Consider the following 20,310-nt stretch of genomic DNA (forward strand, 5'->3'; position numbering starts at 1 on the left):
AAGGAGGCCGCTGCACGCATCGCATTAACCCCCGTCACTGCATAATCCGCCCGTCCTGCCTGGAGCAGTTTGGGTGGCCACAGGTGGAGCAGTTTGACGTGGCCATCGGGGACTAGCGCCGCGTCCTTGTCTTTGCCCGGTGCTCGCGGGCCGGTCCGCTCATCGATCACCAGCCTCATCAGCTCCACAGTCCCGGAATCATAGGCTTCGACCCACGTCGGGAAGTCCAGGTCGCTGCTCGCGAAGTTCACCCACACGTTGGCGTCCTCGGTGCTCTCGTGCAGCACCCAGAAGTAGTGCCCCGGGTCGGGCTCATCGACAAAAACGGAAAGGTGGCGCAACTGGCTCATGTGCAATTCATCGGCATCAACGCTCCGCGAGCGTCGCCGCACAGATGCTCAGCGGTTCGGCGATTGAGATCGGATTTGCAAAGTCCATCGTTTCAAGCTTGGTCGATTGCCTGGGCTTGAGGCGATGTTGCTCTAGGGCAATGGCCGCGATCAACTCGAAGTGCCTCTCGCAAGCCTCCAGAAGACTGTCAGGGCCGCCACGCGCCCCGAACAAATCCCGCAAGGCGTCCTCCGTGATCTCGCCGAGGATGCGCGCTCCATCCAGGCCGTCGGGATAGATGGCGAACCGGACCGTCGCCCTATCAAAGCAATGGACAGCTTCGCAGATCATGGGTCGTCTTGAGTTCGTTCCGCAACACCCGGTCGATGCGGGTCCGTGCCCCCGTCGCCGGCGAGCGCGCTGATACCGAACACCTCATCAAGCACCTTCAGCGAGTCCCTCACCGCTTGCAAGGCAACGGCTTTCTCGTCGGCTGTTGCTGCCGGTGCCCCATTGGGCGGCGCCAATGCGTTTCGCAGGCGCTCACATGAGATTTCCCAACGGAGCCTTGCATGCGACTGTGCAAGTCCCATCGTCTTCGATTCCTTCTACGACTGACGCCTCGTTCGTCCGGACGCAAAGCGTCGCGACGAGGGGATTAAAACTCTAGCACTGCCAGCTTAATCTATCAGTCGTGGGAGGTTTTTGATATCAAAGTTATCGAAAACGCTTAGTGAATTCCCGAACGACACCAATAATCCGGGCGCCGTCGAGCGGCTTGATGGGATAGCGCGTGTTGAGGGGCTTCAGGTAGAAGTCGCCGCCGTCCTTCACGAGTTGCTTGAACGTCGTTTCGTTCGCCTCGTTGAGCGCGATGACATAGTCGCCCGGCTCGGCCTTCATCTCCGGCTCGACGACCAGGATGGAACCGGCGGGGAAAGAATCCCCGGTCTCGCTGACCATGCTATCGCCATGGACTCGCAGCGCGTAGGTGTGTCGCTCGATCGGCACGCTGACGGGGACCATGTCGAACTGTTGCTTCGGCTGGAAGTTGTCGATGACGGTGTAGTTGCCTGCCTCGACCTCGGAGACAAGCGGCACCTCACCGCGCATGTCGGCCCCGCGGCTGCCAGCGGAGACACCTGACACCAGTTCGGCCACAGAGATGCCGAGCAGCTTGGCGACTCTCGCCTGATTGGTTCGCTTGGGCGCCGTGCCCCCTGGTTTTTCCCATTGTTGTACAGCGCCACGACTCACCCCCAGCGCGTCAGCAAACTGCTGCTCGCTCATGTTGAGACGTTTGCGTCCTTCGCGGATCAGGTTGTGCGTGCTCACAGCCCAAGGTTAGGCGCTGTTGAGGATAGAAATTGATTCAATGATAGCGTTTCCGTCGGCGGCGCGAAGCTCAATCGCCACATCCTCCCGATTCGGCCGCCAGTCGGCAATGTGTATTGCGCGGGCTTCGGTCGTTAGATCGAGCGACATAAGAACTCGGCGAAGTTGAAGCATTTCCGGAGACTTTGGCCATGAGGCCCTGAGGCTTCCCCGGCGCGTCATGGTTGCGCTCGCAAGCCTTGCCAGTTATTAGTTTAGGGCACGGTCAGCGTACCCAGCCAGGATTGCGCTCGGGTGTCAGTGCGGCTGAGCACGTCGGCGACTCCGGGTCGCAGGTTGACGCACTGCTTGCCGCGCGGGTGTCGGCCAATTGCGGGCCTTCGAGGATGCCTGAAGTTCATCCCGCAACGCCTTGCTTTACCTAGCCCCAAGCGCGTTCATCCTGATCGAGGTGACCTGCAGTGTGCGAAGAACGCCTCCAGCTCGGTCGATTTATCGAAGACCGCATCGGCACCCAAAGCAAGGCAGCGCCGACGCATCTCCGGCGTCGGATAGTTGGTCAGCACAACTACATTCTGATGCGAGGGCCGGTTCTGGCAAGCGCGCAAGACGGTCAGGCCAGAACCTTCTCTGAGAAAGAGGTCGACGACGGCCAAGTCCCAACCAACGCCATGTTGCTCCAACGCGAGTAGCGCCTCAGAGGCAGTCTCGGCAATCGTAATGACCTCAATATCGGCGAGCTCCGCCATCGCCGGGATCAGGTTGGCTCGGATTGTCTCGCTGTCCTCTACGAGGATCGTTGTGAGTGGCATCGCGCACACGCCTTTCGGGCCCGTTTAGTCCTACTCACATGAGTAAAACTGGCCCGGATCCGGCTGAGGCGATTTACACCTTTTCTAGTATTCGCCGATGTCAGACGACAGCCCGACATCGCGCCCTTGCGTCGCGGGGACAACACAGGAGCGTGACAGAAGACGAGCCGGCGGGAGGACGTGTTCTGAACAGGGAGGATGGAACCTAACAGCACTCGTGGAACACCGGCGCGAGCCGGTGTTCCAACCTCAAGTCGAGTTCTTCTTGACCTCCGCTTCGAGCGTCTTGGTAACGTCCTGCAAGAGTTCGACGGATTTGTCCAGTTGCGCCTGCACTTGATCGCCATGAGCGAGCGCCTGATCCACTTCCTCGCTCCGTACCTCCGCAGGGACGTGTGTGTCGAGCACGGTATTCACTATCGCGAGATCGTCCGCTGCTTGCCGGACCGTCTCGGTAGCTTGTTTGCTCTTGTCCAAGGCATCCACTACCGGGGGTGGTTCCGCGTGATTTGATCGTCCGGACATTTAAACTCCTAGTGGGGCGAGGAGCATCGTAGTCAAGGCCTCGGTGCGGGGCAAGGGCGCCCACATCAGCGCTTCGCCAGCGCGGCGTAGCTACGCTCGCAAGCCTTGCCGGCTATTTGCGCGCGGTCAGCGTATTCAGCCAGAGTTCCCGCTCGCGCGTCACACCGGCCGAGCACGCTGGCAAGCACTCCAATGGGGTCGGAGGCTGCCGCGCTTCGCTCGAGCGTGGCGGCACGCTCGCGCGCACGTCGGGCGCCGGAACTGGCGTTGGAATTGGCGGCGTATTCGGCGATTTGCACGCGCAGCCGCTCAGCAGTGCTATTTGCAACAGCGGAATGAGCCTGTACAACGCGGTTTTCTTTTGCAGCATTGTCGAGTTCGAGTGCTTTCGTTGGGCGGAATTCCGCGCCGTACGGTTATCTGGAGGCTGATTGCGCGCTCCGATGTGCCACTCGCGTTCGATTTCGACCCCATCGGGGGCGTGTATCGATTGCACATGCTTACCACTGGCGCAGCGTCTCCGGATTCCACCCGAATGACGACTGAGGCGCCTAAGCCTGGGCGTGCGCCGAGCCGATTGCCGCCGTCGAGCCAGCCGTGCAGCTCGGCTAAATAGACGTTCCTCGATCGCGCCACCGGCGACGCAACCACACCGGCTACCTGCGGCGACGACAGTTCATTTGTAAGTTTGTAAGCGCGCGAGATACCCCAGGCCCACACGATGATGGCTTTGTAGGTGCGATCGGCCGGTGTTGGCGCGACCGAACACTGACCATCTACTGTTCGATGCCCACACACGCTCGTTTGCGGCGCTGGGCGGCCTCGCACGCCGGGCATCTACGACAACATGAAGACCGCCGTCGACAAGGTGAAAAGGGCAAGGGCCGCGCATCGAACTCCCCTGCCACGAGTTGCGGCGGGGCGGGATCGGGGCTGGCGGCGGCTTGCCTCGAAGGGGACGGTTCGGCTCGCGTCAAGGCGCAGGAACCGTCTGCGCCTCGAGAAGCAAGAAAACGCATCGCTTATCCGGGGCGACAGGGCGACCGCTCACGCTCAATGCGCACTGAAGCGCTTTTCAAACCAGTCATCCATCATTGCCTTTTCGTAGCGCAACCGGTCGCTGCCCGAGTAGACGTTGCTGTTCATGAGGTAGTTCATGTCGACGAGTTGCTCCTCGCCGCTGGCCAGCGGCTGGCCGTCGCGAAGCAGCGTGTAGCGCAGCTTCATCCGCGGCCAGGCGATGTCGCGGATGATGCGCACGTCGGCGGCCGTGCGGAAGCGGAACGGCTCGAACCAACCCGCAAGGTCGACGTCCAGCACCTCGATCCTGAGTTCTTCGTTCGCCGGCAGGCGGCGCTCGGCGAGCCGTTGGAAGTGCTGCGCGATGTCGCGCTGCACTTCGGCTCGATCCTTCTCGGTGGCGTAGGGGTGCGAGTAGCTTGCGTCGGTGTAGCGCTCCGGCTGGACAAAGCTGACGGACACGCTCGTCGCGGCGGCGGGCACGGCGACGGCAAGCAGGCCGATACTCGACAGGCTGGACAGTTTGCGCATGGCGGCCCCTCGGAATGCGAGGGTGGTTGGACGCCAGGGTGCTTTCGGCAGTTCCCTCGTCCGCGTTGAAGATTTGCCGAGAACACCCATGCCCACCAAATTTTCAGACCATCAACTTCAAAGGACTTTATGACCGAGCGCAAGGCAGCAATCGTGACGGGCTCCGCAACCGGGGTCGGGGCCGCAACGGCACTGGCATTGGCGCGTCGCGGCTACGACGTGTTGATCAACTACTCCCGCAGCGAGCGCGAGGCCAGGGAATCGGAGGCGGCCTGCCGCGAGGCCGGGGCCGACACCTTGCTGGTGTGCGGAGACATCGCGGATGACGGCGCCTGCCGGGCGATGGCCGAAGCGGCGATGGGGCGCTGGAAGCGGATCGATGCGCTGGTGAACAACGCGGGCATCACGTCCTTTGCCGGGTCGGCCAACTGGGATGCGCTCGATGCCGCGACGTTCCAGCGGATCCTGGACGTGAATGTGATCGGCATGTTCCAGATGGTTCGCGCCTGCGTTGCGCACCTCAAGGCGGCCAAGGGCTCGATCGTCAATGTCTCGTCGATCGCCGGGGCGCTGGGCATCGGTTCGTCCGTGGCCTACATTGCATCGAAGGGCGCAGTCAACTCGCTCACCCTGCACCTGGCGCGCGCCCTGGCGCCGGAAATTCGCGTGAATGCGGTGTGCCCCGGAATGATCACGACACGATGGTTTGTCGACGGCATCGGCGAGGAGAACTTCCAGAAGCTGAAGGCGCAATACGAACAGTCGACGCCGCTCGGCCGGGCCTGCACCGCCGAAGACGTAGCCGAGTCGGTGCTGTGGCTGGTCGAGGGCGCCCGGACGGTGACGGGCGAACTGATCCTGCTGGATTCAGGGACGCATCTGGGCCGCGCTCCGTCGGCGGTGCAGGCGGCGAGGTAGCCGCAGTGCGGCCTGGCGAATTCAGATGATGGCTTGCTTGCGCAGCGCGCGCAGGCGTTCTTCATCCAGACCCAGTTCGGCCGCGAGCACCTGGGCGCTGTGCTCGCCCAGCATCGGTGACGCCCTGTGCACCACTGGCGTCGCCGAAAAGCGCAACGGACTGCGCAGGCTCGGCACATCGACGCCACGGCTGTGCGGCAGTTGCAATGCGAGATCGCGATGGCGGGTCTGGGGGTCTTCGAACACACCCGCCATGTCGTTGATCGGTCCGCTCGGCACGCCCACCTGCTCGAAGGCCGCGAGCAGGTCGGCCCGATGCCGCGTGGCCAGCAAGGGCACCAGCAACTCCCGCAGCGCGACACGGTTGGCCACGCGCAGCGCGTTGGAGCCAAAGCGCTCGTCCTGCACCAGGTCCGGGCGGCCCAGCGTGGTGCACAGTGCCTGGAACTGGCCGTTGTTGCCGGCAGCCACGATCAGGTGGCCATCGGCGCAGGCGAAGACTTCCGATGGCGACGCGATCGGGTTGGTGTTGCCCACGCGCGGAGGCACCTTGCCGTTCATCAGGTAGCCCAGCGCCAGATGGCCGTTCAGTGCCACCGAGGCGTCGAGCATCGCCGCGTCGACGTACTGGCCTTCGCCGGTCTCGCGGCGGTGATAGATCGCGCTGAGCACGCCGATGGCGGCATAGAGGCCGGTCACCACGTCGGTGATCGGGATCGCGGTGCGCATGGGTTCGCCGCCGGGCGCGCCGTCGGGCTGGCCGCAGGTGCTCATCGCGCCGGCAAGGCCCTGCAGGATGAAGTCGTAGGCCGGGCGCGCGGCATAAGGCCCGCTCTGCCCGAAGCCGGTGACCGAGCAGTAGATGATGTCGGGCCGGCGCTTGCGGATGCTGGCTTCGTCGAGGCCGTACTTCGCCAGCGTGCCGACCTTGTAGTTCTCCACCACCACGTCGCAGCGCGCGGCCAGGTCCTGCGCGAGCGCCGCGCCCTCGGGCGTGGAGATGTCCATCGTGACGGAGTGCTTGCCGCGGTTGTAGGCGAGGTAGAGCGCCGAGTCGTTGCTGTCGCCGCCGTGCTCGGCATCGGGCAGGAAGGGGCCCATGCGGCGCGTGTCGTCGCCTTCGCCGGGCTTCTCGATCTTGTAGACCGTGGCGCCCATGTCGGCCAGGATCTGCGTGCACAAGGGGCCGGCGATGACCCGGGTCAGGTCCAGCACCTTGAGCCCTTCGAAGATGGATCGCATGTCGTTCACTCCAGTCGGATATTGGCCTTCTTGACCACGTCTGCCCAGCGCGTCGATTCGCTCAGCATGAAGGCGTCGAACTGTTGCGGCGTGCCGCCCACAGGATCGATGCCGTATTCGATCAGCTTGTCGTGCACCTCGGGTGTCTGCAACACCTTCTGCACTTCGGCCGAGACCTTCTCGACGATGTCCTTCGGCGTCTTGGCGGGAGCGAGCAGGCCGATCCAGCTGCCGGTGGTCATGTTCGGATAGCCGGCCTCGGCCATTGTCGGCACGTCGGGTGCGGTGGGCCAGCGCTTGGAACTGGTCATGCCGAGCGCGTGCAGCTTGCCGGTCTTGACGTGCGGCATCATGGTCTGGACCGAGTCGAAGATGGTCGATACCTGGCCCGCGAACAGGTCCGGCAGCGCGGGCGCGACGCCCTTGTAGGGCACATGCGTCATCGGCACACCCGTGGTCTGCGAGAAGAGTTCAGCCACCAGGTGTGCGCCGGAGCCCGCGCCGCTGGAAGCGAAGGTGGCTTGCTGGGGATTGGCCTTGGCCCAGGTCACGAAGTCTTTCAGGTTCTTCGGCGGTAGCTCGGCACTGGACACCATCAGCAGCGGGATGGCTCCGAACTCGCTCACCCCTTTCAGGTCTTTCAGCGGCGAATAGCTCATCTTCGGATACAGGCTCGGATTGATGACATGCGCCGCCACCACGACGAGCAGCGTATAGCCGTCAGGCGCGGCGCGCGCAACCACGGACGAGCCGATCTGGCCGTTGGCGCCCGCCTGGTTGTCCACGATGATCGACTGCTTCAGGCGATCGGCGAGCTTGATCATGATGAGGCGGGTAACGGCGTCCGAGACGCCGCCGGGCGTGTAGGGCACGACCACCCGGATCGGCTTGGAGGGATACGCGTCCTGCGCCAGCGCCGGAGCGGCGATGCCGGCAAATGCGAGGGCGGCAAGGGCGGCGAGGGCTGCGGCCAGCGCCTTGCGGCGCAAGTTCGATTTCATGTTGTCTCCTTGAGGTGTCGGTCGGATTCGCAGGGGTTCATTGCGCGGACGACGGGACCAGCCCCTCGTCGATCCAGCGCCTGGGGATGCGCAGCGGGTGGTCCAGCAGCATCTGTGCGAAGGACTTGCCCAACGGGTCGGAGCGCAGGCTCGCCACGCCGCCGCCGCCCAGGGCCTGATGCAGCACGAAGTTGAGGGCGTTCAGCCCGGGCACCTCGAAGCGTTCGACCTCTCCGTGCACCAGGTGCGCGAAGTACGAGCGCAGCGCCTCGGCCGTGAGTTGCGCGCGCAGCAGGGGCAGGAACTCGGGGCGTCGGGCCACCACGCCGATGTTCTCGTCGTCTCCCTTGTCGCCGCTGCGCGCCCAGGCCAGCGCGATCAGCGGCACGGGCACGGTATCGGCACTGGATTCGGCTTGCGCACCGGTCGGCGACGGCACTGCCAGCACGGCCAGCGCGGCGGGCGGGCTTGCAGGGCCGGTGGCCGGCAAGGGCACGGCTTCCACGGCGTCGTCGAGTGCAACCTGCATCACGAGATCCTCCTTGCGCACGAGGAACGAAAACACCTTGATCACCGGCTGCACGTCGGCGCGCCCGGAGAACGACGAGCGCGTGCCCGGCCCCATCGAGGTGCCGGCCGAGGCGCATTCGCGCTGCAGGAAGGCCAGGCCCTTGGGATCGGGATGGCGCGCAGCAATGCGCAGCACGACTTCGCGCGTGGCCAGCGGCCGCGCGTTCGCGCCGTAGAGCGATTCGCAGCCGAGCAGCTCGACCGTCGTTTCGGTGTAGTCGGCCAGGCCGCGCCGCTGCAGCTGCATGCGCGTGCGCTCGAGCAGCGCGTCGGCCGTCTTGCGCGCCTTGGCCGGCGCATCGATGCCGCGGATCGCCATCAGGACCTGCAGCTGGTAGCCATCGCGCCAGGTGCCGTTGGCCTTGTAGGTGCCGGTGGGCGCACGCCCGCGCGCACCGCTCACGCGCACCTTGCCCGGTGCGTGCGCCTTGACCTGCACGCCGCGGAAATCGCAGGTCACGTCGGGCATCAGGTAGTTCGCCGGGTCGCCCACTTCGTACAGGACCTGCTCGGCCACGGCCCCGGGGTGGATCAGCCCGCCCGTGCCCTCGGGCTTGGAAAGCAGGAAGCTGCCGTCCGCCTCGCAATCGATCACCGGATAGCCGATGTTGGCCCAGTCCGGCACCTGCTGCCAGTCGGTGAAAAGGCCGCCGGTCGCCTGCGCGCCGCATTCGATCACATGACCCGCGAGGGTGCCGGCGGCGATGCGGTCCCAGTCGTTCCACTGCCAGCCGAATTCGTGCGCGAGGACGCCGACCACGACCGCACTGTCGACGCAGCGCCCGGTGATGACGATGTCGGCACCGAGCGCCAGCGCCAGCGCGATGCCGCGTGCGCCGACGTAGGCGTTGGCTGAATAGAGCTGCGCCGGCGGTGCCTCGCCGGTGTGCAGGTCGCGCAAGCCCTGTGCGCGCAGCGTCTCGAACAGCGGCATCACGTCGTCGCCAGTCACCACGGCGATGCGCGGCGAGAGGCCCCGCTCGCGCGCCGCGGCTGCGAGCGCATCGCGGCAGGCCTGCGGATTGAGGCCACCGGCGTTGGCGATCACCTTCACCCCCCTGGCGCAGATGTCGGCGAGATTCGGCGCCATCGCGGCATGCACGAAGTCGGTTGCATAGCCCAGCGCCGGGTCCTTGGCGCGCGCACGCGCCAGGATCGACATCGTCGTCTCGGCCAGGTAGTCGTAGACCAGGTACTGCAGCCCGGGCACGGCCAAGAGCTGCGGCGTCGCGATGGCCGAGTCGCCCCAGAAGCCGCTGGCGCCGCCGATGCGCACGGTGTTCGTCATGCCACCGCCTCGATGCGCAGCAGCAGCGCACCCTTGGACGACTGTCCGCCCGATTGCACGCAGACCTCGGCCACGAGGCCATTCATCGGCGCAGTCAGCGTGTGCTCCATCTTCATGGCTTCGAGGACCACGAGTCGTTGGCCGGCCTGAACCGCGTCGCCCTGGCGAACCGCAACGTCGACGATGCGGCCGGTCAGCGGCGCGGTCACGGCGCCGCCCGCGCCCTCGGCGGTGCGCTGCTTATGCGGGCTTTCGCGCTCGAAGCTCCAGGCGCGCCCGCCGTGGAAGAGATACAGCGCCTGCGCTTGCGCAGCGAGCACCACGGTTTCGGTCATGCCGTCGCACTCCGCGCTGAAGCCCGTGCGCTGCGGCCCGTCCCAGCAGGCGTTCGACACCGCGAGCTGCACGGGTTGCGCCTCCGCGTCGATGCGGCGCACGCCGATCTGCCATTGCGTCTTCAGCGCACGCAACTGCACCTCCCAACGCGCTTCGCCCTGTGCCAGCACGGCACGGGCCGCATGCTGGCCGATGGCAGGCGCTTCGATGCGATGCGAATCGCCGACCACCGGCATGTCGAGCGCCAGTGCGCCGAAAGCGGCCAGTGCCACCGCGCGGGCATCCGGCAGGGCGCGCTCGGACAGCCGATCGCCGAATCTTTCCTGCACGAAGCCGGTGTGCACCTGCTGGCCCTCGGCGAATACCGGATCGGCCAGGCAGTCGGCCAGGAAGCCCTGGTTGCTCGGCAGTCCGAGCAGCACGCAATCCGACATGGCGCGCAGCAGCTTGCGCCGCGCTTCCTCGCGCGTCGTGCCGTGGGCCACGAGCTTGGCGACCATCGAGTCGTAGTGCGGCGACACCGCACCGCCTTCGGCCAGGCCGTGGTCGACGCGCACGTCGTGCCCTTGCGTGGGCGGACGCCAGCGCAGCACCGGGCCGGTCTGCGGCAGGAAGCCGGCAGGCACATCCTCGGCCGTCAGCCGCACTTCGATGGCGTGGCCCTTCAGTTGCACGTCGGCCTGCCGCAGCGCAAGCGGTTCGCCCGAAGCCACGCGCAGTTGCCATTCGACGAGGTCCAGGCCGGTGATGGCCTCGGTCACCGCGTGCTCGACCTGCAGGCGCGTATTCATCTCCATGAAATAGAAGCGGCCTTCGCGGTCCAGCAGGAACTCCATCGTGCCCGCGCCGATGTAGCCGATGGCCTGCGCACTGCGCACCGCGGCCTCGCCCATGCGCGCGCGCAGGTCGGCATCGACGGCTGGCGACGGCGCTTCCTCGATCACTTTCTGGTGGCGGCGCTGCACCGAGCAGTCGCGCTCGCCGAGGTGGATCACGTGGCCGTGGCTGTCGGCCAGCACCTGGATCTCGACGTGGCGCGGCGCGATCACGGCGCGTTCCAGGATCAACTCGTCCGAGCCGAAGGCCACTGCCGCCTCCGAGCGTGCGGAAGCCAGCGCTTGCGGCAGGGCCGAAGCGTCCTGCACCAGCCGCATGCCGCGCCCGCCGCCGCCGGCAGCGGCTTTCACCATCACCGGAAAACCGATGCCGGCCGCCGCATCGATGAAGGCCGCGTCGGCCTGGTCTTCGCCCTGGTAGCCGGGAATGCACGGCATCTCGGCCGCCATCACGAGGCGCTTGGCCTGGGCCTTGTTGCCCATCGCGCGGATGGCCGCGCCCGAGGGGCCGATGAAGACCAGCCCGGCCGCGTCGACCGCGTCGGCGAAATCTTCGTTCTCGGCCAGGAAGCCGTAGCCCGGATGCACCGCGTCGGCGCCGGCACGGCGGGCGGCTTCGAGGATCGCATCGATGTTGAGGTAGGAGTCGCGCGGGGCGGCACCGCCGATGAGCACCGCGCGGTCGGCGCAGCGCACGTGCGGGCTGTCGCGGTCGGCCTCCGAATACACGGCCACGGTGCCGTAGCCCATGCGCCGCACTGTGCGGAAGATGCGGATTGCGATCTCGCCGCGATTTGCGACGAGCACGGTATGGAAGGGACGGATCTGCTTGGTGGTCGTCATGATGGAAGCTGTTCCCGCTGCAGGGCTGTGGAGGGTGGCGTGGTGTTTGCGCGCACGTCGTCGGCGCTGAATTCGCAATGCCACGATGCGGCGCGCTTGCCGCGAAATGCCGCGATGCCTTCTGCGCCTTCGTCGCGCATGCAGGCGGCAAAAAGTTGCGCGGCCTCGTCGAGCAGCGCGTCGTCGCTGTCGATGCCGCAGCGTTGCAGCAAGGGCTTGAGTGCGCGGTTGGCGTGCGGTCCGCAGGCGCCGATGCGTGTGAGCCATTGCGCCAGCAATGCGTCGAGCGCGGGTCCGTCGACGGCGAGGTCGTCGACCAACCCGAGTTGCACGGCAGTCGCGCCGCTCACGCGCTCGCCGCTCAGTCCGAGGCGGCGTGCGACGCGCTGTCCCACGCGTGCCGCGACGAAAGGTGCGATCTGCGCCGGGATGATTCCGAGCGAGGTCTCGCTCAAGGCAAAGCGCGCAGCCTGCGTGGCCAGCACGATGTCGGCCGCACACGCGAGGCCCATGCCACCGCCCATGGCGGCCCCTTCGACGGCGGCCACCACCGGCACCGGCAACGCGGCCAGCCGCTGCATGAAGCGCCCGAATTCGCGGTTGCGCGCAGCCACCGGGTCGTCGCCGGCGGCGGCATCCGTGTCGAGCCGCGCCCTGAAATTGCCGACGTTGCCGCCGGCGCAGAAGAAGCCCTGGCTGCCGCGCAGCACCAGGGCGCGCACGGCGGCGTCGGACTCTGCGAGGGCGACGACTTGCGTCAGTTCGGCCACGACCTCGGGCGCCAGTGCGTTGCGGGTTTCGGGGCGGTTAAGCGTGGCGAACAGCATGTCGTGTTCGCGCCGGACGATGAGATGCAGATAAGTGTTCATTGAATTGCCTTCGGGCGGTCGGGCGGCGCTCATCCCAGTTGCGCCATCGCACTTCGCGCGACCCGCGACGCATGAAACCAGGACGAGCACCGCGAAGTCTGTTCGTGGGCACCCGCGGAACCGGCTTTGCCGGGCCGCTGGGTGCGCCCCCTCGAGGGGGAGGCGCCGCAGGCGCATCGGGGGGGAGTCATCCTGGTCTGTTCGTGGGCACCCGCGGAACCGGCTTTGCCGGGCCGCCGGGTGCGCCCCCTCGAGGGGGAGGCGCCGCAGGCGCTTCGGGGGGGAGTCATCCTGGTCTGTTCGTGGGCACCCGCGGAACCGGCTTTGCCGGGCCGCCGGGTGCGCCCCCTGGAGGGGGAGGCGCCGCAGGCGCTTCGGGGGTGCTTCATGTCACGCATCCATGTTCATGAGGCCCATCTGCCGCGCGATGACCATCATCATCACTTCGTCCGCACCACCGCCGATGGAGCCGAGCCGGTAGTCGCGGTAGGCGCGCGAGACGCGGTTGTCCCAGGTGTAGCCCATGCCGCCCTGGAACTGCATGCACCAGTCGGCTATCTCGCGGCCCAGGCGGCCGGCCTTGAGCTTGGCCATCGAGGCCAGTTCGATCACGTTCTCGCCATTGATGTAGGCCAGCGTGGCACGGTAGGTCAGCGAGCGCAGGGCTTCGAGTTCGGTCTTGAGCTCGGCCAGCTTGAACTGGATGAACTGGTTGTCCAGCAGCGGCTTGCCGAAGGCGATGCGCTGGCGCAGGTAGTCGGCCGTCTCGGTGATCAGCTCGATGCTGGCCAGGCGGCGGGCCGCGCCGTCGAGCCGCTCTTCCTGGAACTGCTTCATCTGGTAGATGAAGCCCATGCCCTCCTCGCCGATGCGGTTGCGCACGGGCACGCGCACTTCGTCGAAGAAGATCTGCGCCGTGTCGGAAGACCACATGCCGAACTTCTTGATCTTCTGCACTTCCACGCCCTTGGCGCGCTTGCCGTTCGGGCCCACGTCCTTCAGCGGCACGATGATCAGCGACTTGTTCTTGTGCACCGGGCCGTCGGATGTGTTGCACAGCAAGCAGATCCAATCGGCCTGGGTGCCGTTGGTGATCCACATCTTGGAGCCGCTGATCACGTAGTCGTCGCCGTCGCGGCGCGCACGAGTCTTGAGCGATGACACGTCGGAGCCCGCGCCCTGCTCGGACACGCCGATGCTCACCACCATGTCGCCGGCGATGGCCGGGGCCAGGAACTCGCGCTTGAGTTCATCGGAGCCGAAGGCCGCAAGCGCGGGCGTGGCCATGTTGGACTGCACGCCGATGCCCATGCCCACGCCCTGGGCGTGCGCGTAGCCGATGGCCTCGGCCGCGGCCAGGGCGTAGGAAAAGTCCAGGCCCATGCCGCCATGGGCCTCGGGCTTGGTGATGCCCAGGAAGCCCAGGTTGCCCATCTTCTTGAACAACTCGTGCGCGGGAAAAATCTCGTTGGCTTCCCACTCCTCGACGAAGGGGTTGATCTCGGCCGCGACGAAACGTCGGATGCTGGCCATGAGTTCGTGGTGTTCTTGCGTGTAGAGCATTGCGGGTCTCCGGAAATAAGCGATGGGACTTGTGCGGCGGTACTTGCGTGGCGTTACTTGTGCGGCGTTACTTGTGCGGCGTTACTTGTGCGGCGTTACTTGTGCGGGTCTCTCATGCGGGAATCACCGCGCAACCGGCTTCACCGGGCCGCTGGTGTTGCGCCCTCGAGAGGAAGGCGCGAAGCGCTTCGGGGGTGGTCATCAGAACCTTGCGACACCGAATTGCACGGCGCGGGGCGTGCGCGCGGTGGCTTCGCGCGTCGTGGCCAGCACGAAGGCCAGCACGGCGCGCGTGTCGCGCGGGTCGATCACACCGTCGTCGAGCAGGTGCCCGCTGGTGTAGAAGGCGCTGGCCTGGCGCTCGAAGGTGCCGACGATTTCTTCCTTCTGCTCGGCCAGTCGTGCCTCGTCGACCGGGCGGCCCTTGCGCTCGGCCTGCTGGCGCGCCACGATCTCCAGCGTGGTGGCCGCCTGCTCGCCGCCCATGACGGCGGTGCGCGCGTTCGGCCACGAGAAGCAGAAGCGCGGGTGGAACGACCGTCCGCACATGCCGTAGTTGCCCGCGCCGAAAGATGCGCCGCAATAAATCGTGACCTGCGGCACCTGCGAGTTCGCCAGCGCCTGGATCAGCTTGGCGCCGTGCTTGATCATGCCGGCCTCTTCCGACGCACGGCCGACGATGAAGCCGGTGGTGTTCTGCAGGTACACGATCGGCGTGCCCGCCTGGTTGCACAACTGGATGAACTGCGCGGCCTTGGTGGCGCCGGCCGGGTCGATCGGCCCGTTGTTGGTGACGAAGCCCACCGTGTGGCCTTCGATGCGGCCCTGGCCGCAGATGGTGGCCATGCCGTAGTCGGGCTTGAAGTCCATCCAGCGCGAATCGTCGACCAGGCGCGCGATGATTTCGCGCATGTCCACCGGCTTGCGGTGCTCCAGCACCATCACGCCCGCGAGTTCTTCGGTGTCCAGGCGCGGCGCCGGTGCGTTGGCGGCGGCATCGTCGGCCTTGTTCTGCCATCCGAGGTTGTCCATGATGTCGCGGGCGATGGCGATGGCATGGGCGTCGTCTTCGGCCACGTATTCGGCCAGGCCGCTGATGCTGGCATGCATGTCGGTGCCGCCCAGCGCCTCGTCGGTGGCGATCTCGCCGGTGGCCGCCTTCAGCAGCGGCGGGCCGGCCAGGAAGGCCTTGGCCTGGCCGCGCACCATCACCACGTAGTCCGACAGCCCCGGCATGTAGGCGCCGCCCGCCGTGGACGAGCCGTGCACCACGGTCACCACCGGCAGGCCGGCCGCCGACAGGCGCGCGAGGTTGTAGAACATGCCGCCGCCGCGGATGAACTTCTCGACGCGGTACTTGCGCAGGTTGGAGCCGGCCGACTCCACCAGGTGCACGAAGGGCAGCTTGTTGTCGAGCGCGAGTTCCTGGCAGCGCATCAGCTTCTGGTTGCCCGATTCGGTGAGCGCGCCGGCGTCGATGCCCGAGTCGGTGACGACGACCATGCAGCGCACGCCGCTCACGAAGCCGATGCCGGCGATCTGCGAGCCGCCGGGCACGACTTTGCTCGGATCGGGATCGTCCATGCCGTAGCCGGCAAGGTTGGCGATGGGAAGGAAGGGCCGGCCTGGGTCGAGCAGGCGGCTCAGGCGCTCGCGTGGCAGCAGCGCGCCGCGCCGTGCGAAGCTCGCGGAGGCGCGCGCGGAAGCGTCCGCGGCGCGTTGCTCCAGGGCGCGCAGTTCGTCGACGAGCGCGAGCATGCCGGCGCGCTGCGCCTGGAAGGCTTCGGACGCGGGATGGATGCGAGATTGAAACGGGGTCATCGTTGGTGAGCTTTCGCGATGAAGATGGTGATTCGGTGTCCGGGATTGGGTGTTCGGCGCCGCACGGACTACACGCCGAGGCGCTTGGCGATCAGGTCCTTCATGACCTCTTCGGCGCCGCCGCCGATGGTCATGACCTTGACCTCGCGGTACAGGCGCTCCACGCGCGTGCCGCGCATGAAGCCCATGCCGCCGAGGATCTGCACCGCCTGGTCGGCACAGAACTGGAAGGTCTGCGTCGCGAAGTTCTTGACCATCGCGATCTGCGCCACCGGCGATCCGCCGTCGTCGAGCCGAGCAGCAAGGTCGTCGAGCATCGCGCGGGTGGCCTCGATGCGCGTGGCCATGTCGACCAGCTTGTGGCGGATCACCTGGTGCTGCGACAAGGTCTTGCCGAAGGTGCGCCGCTGCGCCGCCCATTCGAGGGCGTCGTGCAGGCACACGCGCGCATAGCCACATGCCGCCGCCGCCAGCGCGAGGCGCTCGTGGTTGAAGTTGCGCATCAGCACCGCGAAGCCCTGGCCTTCCTGGCCGATCAGGTGGCTCGCGGGCACGCGGCAATCGGCGAAGAAGAGCTCGGCCGTGTCCGATGCCCACCAGCCCATCTTCTTGAGCGGCAGGCGCGTGAGGCCGGGTGTGTCGCCCTCGATCATCAGCAGGGACACACCGCCAGCGCCGGGCCCGCCGGTGCGCACGGCCACGGTGAAGTAGTCCGCACGCATGCCCGATGTGATGAACAACTTGCCGCCATTGACGACGTAGTGGTCGCCTTCGCGCCGCGCCGTGGTCGTGAGCTGCGCCACGTCGGAGCCGCCCGAAGGCTCGGTGATGGCGAGTGCCGCGATCTTCTCGCCCGACAGGATGCCGGGCAGCACGCGCGCCTTCAGCTCGTCGCTGCCGGCCACGGCGATCGGCGGTGCGCCGATGGTGTGCGAGAACAAGCCCGAGGCCACGCCGCCGGAGCCGCCCCAGGCGCGTTCCTCGCACAGGATCATGCGAAAGAACGCATCGCAGGAAATGCCGCCATACGCCTCGGGAAAGCCCAGTTGCAGCAGGCCGACGTCGGCCGCCTTGCGGTACAGGTCGCGCGGAAAGCTGCCTGCCTCGTCCCACTCGTTGACGTGGGGCGCGACCTCGGTTTCGAAGAAGCGCCGGACCGTCGCGCGAAAAGCTTCGTGGTCAGGGCTGTAGTAGCGGGTGTTGGGCGTTTGCAGCATGGCTCAGGCCTCGTCCAGGAACGCGGGGCTCTTGTAGAGCGGAAAGCCGTTGTAGGGCTTCGAATTGCGATGCGCCGCCAGCGTCCAGGTGTGGCGTGCATTCGGCACCCCGCCGTCGACGCGCAAGGTCGAGCCGGTGATGAAGCCCGCCGCCTCCGACAGCAGGAAGCTCACGGCCGCGGCCACCTCGGCCTCGGTGCCCAGGCGCTGCATCGGCACCTTGCGGCTGAGCACCTTGATGCGTTCCTTGAACGCCTCGTCGTAGGTCTCGAGGCCGCTCGATGCGATCCAGCCCGGCGCCACCGCGTTCACGCGCACGCCGGCCGCGGCCCACTCGCAGGCGGCCGTCTCGGTGAAGGACAGCATGCCCGCGCGCGCCGCGCCCGAGTGGCCCAGCCCGGGCATGCCATTCCACATGTCCGCAATGATGTTGACGATGGCGCCGCCGTGCTGCTCCATCCATTGCGTGAAGCATTCGCGCGCCATCAGGAAGCCGCCGGTCAGGTTGTTGCGCAACACGGTCTCCCAGCCTTTCTGGCTGATGTCGCGCAGGTGCGAGGGGAACTGACCGCCAGCGTTGTTGAAGAGTCCGTCGATGCGGCCATGGTGCGCTAGCACGGCGGCCACGGTGTCGCGCACCAGCGCCTCGTCGCGGATGTCGCACGCATGTGTGCTGATGCGCGCGGCGGCCTCGGGCAAGGCGGCGGCGATCTCATCGCGCACCGCCTGCAGCTTGCTCTCCGTGCGGCCTACCAGCGCCAGGCGCGCGCCCAGGCTGGCCAGCTCGTGCGCGGTGCAGCGGCCGATGCCGCTGCCGCCGCCGGTCACGACGATGGCCTGGCCTTCGAACAGGTCGAGGCGGAAAACGGAGCGGTATTGCATCGCGGCGATCCTCACTGGTTGGGCGTCACGCCCATGCGCTCGACCTGCTTGCGCGAGGCCTCGTAGCGCTCGCGCGCGAACGCCGTGTAGGCCGCGCTGTCGAGGTAGGCGTTCTCCTGGTTCAGCCGCTCCAGCAGCTTCTGCGTGGCCGGATCCTCGAGCGCCTTGCGGAAGGCGTCGTGCAGGGTCTTCACCACGGCCGGCGGCATGCCCTTGGGACCGGCGATGCCGAAGGGCGAATTGGCCACCATGTCCATGCCGATGTCGCGCAGCGTCGGCACGTTGGGCCAGCGCGCCGCACGCTTGGCCGTCCACAGCACCAGCACGCGCGCCTTGCCTTCGTCGACCATCGGGGCGATCGAGCCGGCGGTCACCGCCAGGTCGATGTGGCCGCCCATCAGCGCCGCGATGATTTCCGACTCGCCCTTGTACGGCACGTGGTTGAGCTTGATGCCCTGGCGGCGGGACATCTCCTCGACGGTGATGTGCATGGTGCCATTGACGCCGGTGGTGCCGTAGGTGATCTGGCCCGGCCGCTTCTTCGCGTCGGCCACCACTGCCGACCAGTCGGTCCACGGCGAGGTGCTCAGCGTCGCGATGCCGAGCGCGTAGCCCGACAGGTGGACGACGTAGGTGAAGTCGCTCATCGGATCGAACTGCGTCTTCTGCAGGTGCGGCAGGCGGAACACGGGCTCCGGCAGGATCGACAGCGTGTAGCCGTCGGGCAGCGCGCGCACCAGCTGGTTGGCACCGAGCACGCCGGCCGCGCCCGGCTTGTTGTCGACGATCACGGGCTGCCCGAGCTCGTTGCCCGCGAGCACCGCGATGCTTCGCACGAAGGAGTCGGTCGCACCGCCGGCGGCGAAGGGCACGATCAGCGTGACCGGCCGGGTCGGGAAATCCGCAGCCAGCGAAGAGCCCCAGCCCGTGAGGGCAGCCGACATCACCGGAAGTGCCTGCAGGAACCGGCGCCGAAGCATTGAATTCATGAATTTGTCTCCTGTCTTTCATCGATCTGGACTGCCGGCCGCGCGGGTTGTGCGGCGAGCTGGAGCGATTCCAAATCAGGCGCGTTGCCGTCGCAAAAAATTTCTGCGCGGTTGTGCACAATATGCACAACATGGTGAAAGTACGGACGATCCCCGGAGCCCAGAGCATCGACCGCGCAGCCGCGCTGCTGCGCTGGATCGCGGCCGGGCACGGCGACGGCACCGCCTTGCGCGACCTGGTCGACCGCACCGGGCTCGACCGCACCACGGCATGGCGCATCGTGTCGAGCCTGGAACAGCAGGGGTTGGTCGCCAAGGACGCACGCAGCGGCCTTTACCGCCTGGGCGTCGAGTCGATGGCGCTGGGCCTGGCCTGCATGGACCGCCCTCCCCTGACCGAGGCCTGCCGCCCCGCCATGAAGGCGCTGGCGCGCCTGTCGGGTGAGAGCGTTTTCCTGGTGGTGCGCTCAGGCGACCACAGCCACTGCCTGCACCTGGAGGAAGGCGCGCATCCGGTGCGGTCGTTTCCGCTGAATGTGGGCAGCACGCGCCTGCTGGGCCTGGGCGTCGCCAGCATCGCGCTGCTGGCGACGCTCACGGACGAGGAGCTTGCGCAGCACTACCAGCGCCACCGGGCCGAATACGAATCGCACGAGGTGGGCATCGCGAAGCTGCAGCGCTGGGTCGTGCAGACCCGGCAGCGCAGCCATTCGAACGCGGGCGCGGGCGGCGTGGCGGGTGTGGGGGTTCATTTCCGGATGGGGTCTTGTGGGGATGCGGCGATGAGCATCATCGCGCCGCGCGGGCGCCTGCCAAGGCCGCGTGCGGGGGAGTTGGCGCAGGCGCTGGCGGGGGAGATTGGGAGGTTGGTGCCGCAGGTGGGGCGGGGGTAGGGGGGTTGGGGGTGTTGGGGCGCGGCGGATGAGGGTGTTGGGAGGCGCTTGAGGCTGGGAGCGATTTTTGTGCCGAGAGGACGAAGGGCAGAAAGAGACTGGTTGGCGTCATCGGCCCAGGCGCCGCGGACATCTGCTCCGACCAAAAGCGGCTTTCCGAGCCAACAGACTCGAATGACCAGGCGCTGCGTAGACCCTTGAGGCTTCAAACCGAAGGATTGCCTGAGCAGGGATCAACTCCTCCGCTCACTTCACCGCTTCTTGCAATGCGCGCCGTCGGGTCTTCCCCCGGCAACGAATACACGCTGAACGTAGGAGGGAGCGAGCCGCCAAATCCTTGCGGGCGACCTTCCAATGGTCCCAGATTGCGAACCCGAGTGACCTTGCCCCTGGAATCCGTACCCCATAGCCGAGTTCATGAGTTGGCTTGCCGTGGCTGATTGGCAAGCCATTCCTGCTCGAACTGCATCGGGCTGACGTAGGCCAGCG

Annotated in this window: 18 protein-coding genes and 1 pseudogene; 2 read left to right on the plus strand and 17 right to left on the minus strand. The window is 66.8% G+C overall.

From position 1 onward, the window contains the following. The 7 genes and pseudogenes from WKW80_RS35665 to WKW80_RS35690 all read right to left on the minus strand — a co-directional run. The coding region (locus WKW80_RS35665) for a hypothetical protein (RefSeq protein WP_340368289.1) at positions 1 to 350 on the minus strand (350 nt) is incomplete at its 3' end. A gap of 16 nt (positions 351 to 366) precedes the next feature. After that, positions 367 to 681 (minus strand): hypothetical protein, encoded by a 315-nt coding sequence (locus WKW80_RS35670; RefSeq protein WP_340368290.1) that lies wholly within the window; start codon positions 679 to 681, stop codon positions 367 to 369. 366 nt (positions 682 to 1,047) lie between these two features. Further along, on the minus strand, positions 1,048 to 1,665 hold the full coding sequence (locus WKW80_RS35675) for a LexA family protein (protein ID WP_340368291.1): 618 nt from the start codon (positions 1,663 to 1,665) through the stop codon (positions 1,048 to 1,050). 437 nt (positions 1,666 to 2,102) lie between these two features. Then, a complete protein-coding gene (locus WKW80_RS35680) occupies positions 2,103 to 2,477 on the minus strand; it encodes a response regulator (RefSeq protein ID WP_340368292.1) in 375 nt (124 codons plus the stop codon). Positions 2,478 to 2,726: 249 nt separating this feature from the next. Continuing rightward, positions 2,727 to 2,954, minus strand: a complete 228-nt coding sequence (locus tag WKW80_RS35685) for a hypothetical protein (protein ID WP_340368293.1) — start codon at positions 2,952 to 2,954, stop codon at positions 2,727 to 2,729. A 113-nt stretch (positions 2,955 to 3,067) separates the two neighbouring features. Continuing rightward, positions 3,068 to 3,379 (minus strand): annotated as a pseudogene (locus WKW80_RS37660) (DUF2514 family protein); the annotation flags it as partial. A 676-nt stretch (positions 3,380 to 4,055) separates the two neighbouring features. Further along, the gene (locus tag WKW80_RS35690) at positions 4,056 to 4,553 is read right to left on the minus strand and encodes a DUF3016 domain-containing protein (protein ID WP_340368294.1); all 498 of its coding nucleotides are present in this window, start codon (positions 4,551 to 4,553) and stop codon (positions 4,056 to 4,058) included. Positions 4,554 to 4,706: 153 nt separating this feature from the next. Between WKW80_RS35690 and WKW80_RS35695 the strand changes: the two genes are divergently transcribed. Beyond that, positions 4,707 to 5,471, plus strand: a complete 765-nt coding sequence (locus tag WKW80_RS35695) for an SDR family NAD(P)-dependent oxidoreductase (RefSeq protein ID WP_340368295.1) — start codon at positions 4,707 to 4,709, stop codon at positions 5,469 to 5,471. Positions 5,472 to 5,492: 21 nt separating this feature from the next. On the opposite strand, the gene WKW80_RS35700 is transcribed toward WKW80_RS35695, so the two are convergent. The 10 genes from WKW80_RS35700 to WKW80_RS35745 form a co-directional block, all read right to left on the minus strand. Further along, positions 5,493 to 6,713, minus strand: a complete 1,221-nt coding sequence (locus WKW80_RS35700; RefSeq protein WP_340368296.1) for a CaiB/BaiF CoA transferase family protein — start codon at positions 6,711 to 6,713, stop codon at positions 5,493 to 5,495. 5 nt (positions 6,714 to 6,718) lie between these two features. Beyond that, on the minus strand, positions 6,719 to 7,714 hold the full coding sequence (locus WKW80_RS35705) for a tripartite tricarboxylate transporter substrate binding protein (RefSeq protein WP_340368297.1): 996 nt from the start codon (positions 7,712 to 7,714) through the stop codon (positions 6,719 to 6,721). Positions 7,715 to 7,751: 37 nt separating this feature from the next. Then, positions 7,752 to 9,572, minus strand: coding sequence for an acyclic terpene utilization AtuA family protein (locus tag WKW80_RS35710; RefSeq protein WP_340368298.1), 1,821 nt, complete (start codon positions 9,570 to 9,572; stop codon positions 7,752 to 7,754). Next, positions 9,569 to 11,587, minus strand: a complete 2,019-nt coding sequence (locus tag WKW80_RS35715; protein ID WP_340368299.1) for an ATP-binding protein — start codon at positions 11,585 to 11,587, stop codon at positions 9,569 to 9,571. The genes WKW80_RS35710 and WKW80_RS35715 overlap by 4 nt, the downstream gene beginning before the upstream one ends. After that, the gene (locus tag WKW80_RS35720; RefSeq protein WP_340368300.1) at positions 11,584 to 12,456 is read right to left on the minus strand and encodes an enoyl-CoA hydratase/isomerase family protein; all 873 of its coding nucleotides are present in this window, start codon (positions 12,454 to 12,456) and stop codon (positions 11,584 to 11,586) included. Before WKW80_RS35720 ends, WKW80_RS35715 begins: the two co-directional genes overlap by 4 nt. Before the next feature lie 390 nt (positions 12,457 to 12,846). Further along, complete coding sequence (locus WKW80_RS35725; RefSeq protein ID WP_340368301.1) at positions 12,847 to 14,019, minus strand: acyl-CoA dehydrogenase family protein; 1,173 nt, start codon at positions 14,017 to 14,019, stop codon at positions 12,847 to 12,849. Positions 14,020 to 14,220: 201 nt separating this feature from the next. Continuing rightward, positions 14,221 to 15,840, minus strand: coding sequence for an acyl-CoA carboxylase subunit beta (locus WKW80_RS35730; protein WP_340368302.1), 1,620 nt, complete (start codon positions 15,838 to 15,840; stop codon positions 14,221 to 14,223). Between the two features lie 68 nt (positions 15,841 to 15,908). Then, positions 15,909 to 17,057, minus strand: a complete 1,149-nt coding sequence (locus WKW80_RS35735; protein ID WP_340368303.1) for an acyl-CoA dehydrogenase family protein — start codon at positions 17,055 to 17,057, stop codon at positions 15,909 to 15,911. A gap of 3 nt (positions 17,058 to 17,060) precedes the next feature. Beyond that, positions 17,061 to 17,939 (minus strand): SDR family oxidoreductase, encoded by an 879-nt coding sequence (locus WKW80_RS35740; RefSeq protein ID WP_340368304.1) that lies wholly within the window; start codon positions 17,937 to 17,939, stop codon positions 17,061 to 17,063. An 11-nt stretch (positions 17,940 to 17,950) separates the two neighbouring features. Beyond that, on the minus strand, positions 17,951 to 18,928 hold the full coding sequence (locus WKW80_RS35745) for a tripartite tricarboxylate transporter substrate binding protein (protein ID WP_340368305.1): 978 nt from the start codon (positions 18,926 to 18,928) through the stop codon (positions 17,951 to 17,953). Positions 18,929 to 19,059: 131 nt separating this feature from the next. On the opposite strand from WKW80_RS35745, the gene WKW80_RS35750 reads away from it, so the two are divergent. Continuing rightward, positions 19,060 to 19,821, plus strand: coding sequence for an IclR family transcriptional regulator (locus WKW80_RS35750; RefSeq protein WP_340368306.1), 762 nt, complete (start codon positions 19,060 to 19,062; stop codon positions 19,819 to 19,821). Positions 19,822 to 20,310 lie beyond the last annotated feature (489 nt).

The sequence above is a fragment of the Variovorax humicola genome (genome assembly GCF_037889915.1).
Taxonomy (GTDB): Bacteria; Pseudomonadota; Gammaproteobacteria; order Burkholderiales; family Burkholderiaceae_C; genus Variovorax; species Variovorax humicola.